Below are 2,821 nucleotides of genomic sequence, written 5' to 3'. Positions count from 1 at the left end.
AGCGATGGCAAAGCCGAGCCCGCGAGGCCGAAGGCGAGCAAGGTGCAAGGTGCAAGGTGCAAGGTGCAAGGTGAGAAAGCATGCCCGGCCTGACGGCCGAGCGCCCGGCCCCCGTAATGCGTGAAGAACAAAAAAAGGCCGCGCTTTTGCAGCGCGGCCTTTTTATTTGCAGAAACCTGCCGCGAGCTTACTTCGCGAACAGATGCTCCACGCCAGCGCGCTCTTCGCGCAGCTCCTTCTCGGTCGCATCGATGCGGGCCTGCGAGAACGCGTTGATCTGAAGGCCCTGGACGATGGCGTACTTGCCGTTCTTCACGGTCACCGGGTAGCCGAAGATCACGCCCTTCTCGACGCCATAGGAACCGTCCGACGGGATACCCATGGAGACCCAGTCACCCTCGGCCGTGCCGAGCGTCCAGTCACGCATGTGGTCGATGGCGGCCGACGCGGCCGACGCAGCCGAAGAAGCACCACGGGCCTTGATGATCGCCGCGCCACGCTGCTGCACGGTCGGGATGAAGTCGCTCTCGTACCAGGCCTGGTCGACCTGCTCGAGTGCAGCCTTGCCCTTCACCGTGGTCTGGTGCAGGTCCGGGTACTGCGTGGAGCTGTGATTGCCCCAGATCGTGAGTTTCTTGATGTCGGTCGAATGCGTGCCGGTCTTCTCGGCCAGCTGCGACAGCGCGCGGTTGTGGTCGAGACGGACCATGGCCGTGAAGCACTTCGGATCGAGATCCGGTGCGTTCTGCTGCGCGATCAGCGCATTGGTGTTGGCCGGGTTGCCGACGACGAGCACGCGCACGTCGCGCTTGGCGTGGTCGTTCAGGGCCTTGCCCTGCGGGCCGAAGATGGCGCCGTTGGCTTCGAGCAGGTCCTTGCGCTCCATGCCCGGGCCGCGCGGACGCGCACCCACGAGCAGCGCGTAGTCGACGTCCTTGAAGGCGACGTTGACGTCGTCGGTGGCGACGATGCCTGCGAGCGTCGGGAACGCGCAGTCGTTCAGCTCCATCACCACGCCCTGCAGGGTCGGCAGTGCCGGGGTGATTTCGAGCAGGTGCAGGATGACCGGCTGGTCRGGACCCAGCATGTCGCCGGCGGCGATACGGAACAGGAGGGCATAACCGATCTGGCCGGCTGCGCCGGTCACGGCAACGCGAACGGGTGCTTTCATCTTTCGACTCCTCAGGAATATCGCTTGGGACGTATGATCAGGTGAGCTCGGCAAAGAACTCGACGATGCGGGCCATGCCCTTGTCGAGTGCTTCGTCCGGGCAGGAATAGGAAATGCGCAGCGCGCGCGGCTCGCCGAAGGCCGAACCCGGCACGCAGGCCACGCCCTTGGTCTCGAGCAACGCGGCGCAGAAGTCCACGTCGGAGGTGATTTCCACGCCGTTGTGCTTTTTGCCGAAGGCCACCGAGATATCCGGGAACGCGTAGAACGCGCCCTGCGGACGCGGGCAGACCACGCCAGTGATTGAGATCAGCGCGTTGTAAACGCGATCGCGCTTGACCGCGAATTCGGCGCACTTCGCCGCCGGCACATCCTGCGGGCCCGACAACGCAGCGACGGCCGCGGCGGTGATCACTTCCGGCAGGCTGGTGATGTGGTTCGAGTTGAGCGTGGTCACGGCCTTGGCCACGGACTCCGGTGCGGCGATGAAGCCCACACGCCAGCCCGGCATGCCGTAGGTCTTCGACAGCGAGTCGACGAAGATCACGCGGTCCTTCAGTTCCGGGCGCACGTGCACGAAGTTGTGGTAACCCACGCCGTCGAACACCATGGTGTTGTAGATGTCGTCGGTGATGATCCAGGTGTCCGGATACTTCGCGATGACGTCGGCCAGCGCGACGATTTCATCGCGCGTGTAGACCATGCCGGTGGGATTGGACGGGTTGTTGAACAGGAAGACGCGCGGCTTGCGGGCCAGCGCTTCGTCCAGCTGCGCCGGCGTGAGCTTGTAGTGCTGCTCCGGCGGGCACGGCAGGATGTTGATCTTCGCGCCGACGATCTCGGCGATGTCGAGGTAGCTGGTCCAGTACGGCGCCGGGAAGGCGATTTCGTCGCCCTCGTCCAGCAGGGCTTCGGCCAGGTTGTAGAGGATCTGCTTGGCGCCGACCCCGGTGGAGACGTTCTCGCGCTTGTAGCCCGTCAGGCCGAGGGCCTCGATGTGGCCGAGGAAGGCATCGACCAGCGCATCGGAGCCGCGGTTGCTGCCGTACTGGCCGGAATCCTTGGCCAGGGCCTCGCGGGCCGCGGCGTAGACGTGCTCGCCGGGGAGAAAGTTGGGGACACCGATCGAGAAGCTGACAATGTCGCGCCCCTCGGCTTTCAGGCGCTTGGCTTTTTCGGCAATGACCATGATCGCACTGGGTTTGGCGCGACCCATTCGCGTGGCGAGCTGCGGCATCGTTTCCTCGGAGGGGGACGGGGCAAAGGCCGCTATTTTAACACGGGCGAGTAGGAGGGGCATCGCCGCTTCAGCGGCGATGTGGGAGCCGCTTCAGCGGCGATCCCGCAGCAGCGGGCCAGAAACAGAAACGCCGCCCGAAGGCGGCGTTTCAAACATCGAAGAACCAGACGCTTAACGCGCGTTCAGCACCGCGTTCCACTTGGAAACGTTATCGGCCTGCTTCTCGAGCAGTGCGTCCACGTCACCCTCGACTACCACCTTCTCGATGGTGTCGTCGCCGGCAATCTGGTTGACCACGGCCTGGTCTTCCGGGCCCACGACTTCGCCGAAGACGCTGTGCTTGCCATCCAGCCACGGCGTCGCACCGTGGGTGATGAAGAACTGCGAGCCATTGGTGCCCGGGCCGGCGT

General features: G+C 64.7%; 3 protein-coding genes. All 3 read right to left on the bottom strand.

Annotated elements, in window-relative coordinates; genetic code table 11:
- Window positions 1-187 precede the first annotated feature (187 nt).
- The gene (locus AC1DT2_RS19970) at window positions 188-1,171 is read right to left on the bottom strand and encodes a malate dehydrogenase (RefSeq protein WP_477298255.1); all 984 of its coding nucleotides are present in this window, start codon (window positions 1,169-1,171) and stop codon (window positions 188-190) included.
- Between the two features lie 37 nt (window positions 1,172-1,208).
- Window positions 1,209-2,408 carry a pyridoxal phosphate-dependent aminotransferase gene (locus tag AC1DT2_RS19965; protein ID WP_477298253.1) on the bottom strand — a complete coding sequence of 400 codons (1,200 nt, stop codon included), beginning with the start codon at window positions 2,406-2,408 and terminating at the stop codon, window positions 1,209-1,211.
- A 174-nt stretch (window positions 2,409-2,582) separates the two neighbouring features.
- A partial coding sequence (locus AC1DT2_RS19960; protein WP_477298251.1) for a peptidylprolyl isomerase occupies window positions 2,583-2,821 on the bottom strand: 239 nt, incomplete at its 5' end.

It is taken from the genome of Luteibacter sp. P4_E6 (assembly GCF_056401535.1).
The sequence above is the reverse complement of the archived record's forward strand: the minus strand, read 5'-3'. Positions and strand labels throughout refer to the sequence as shown.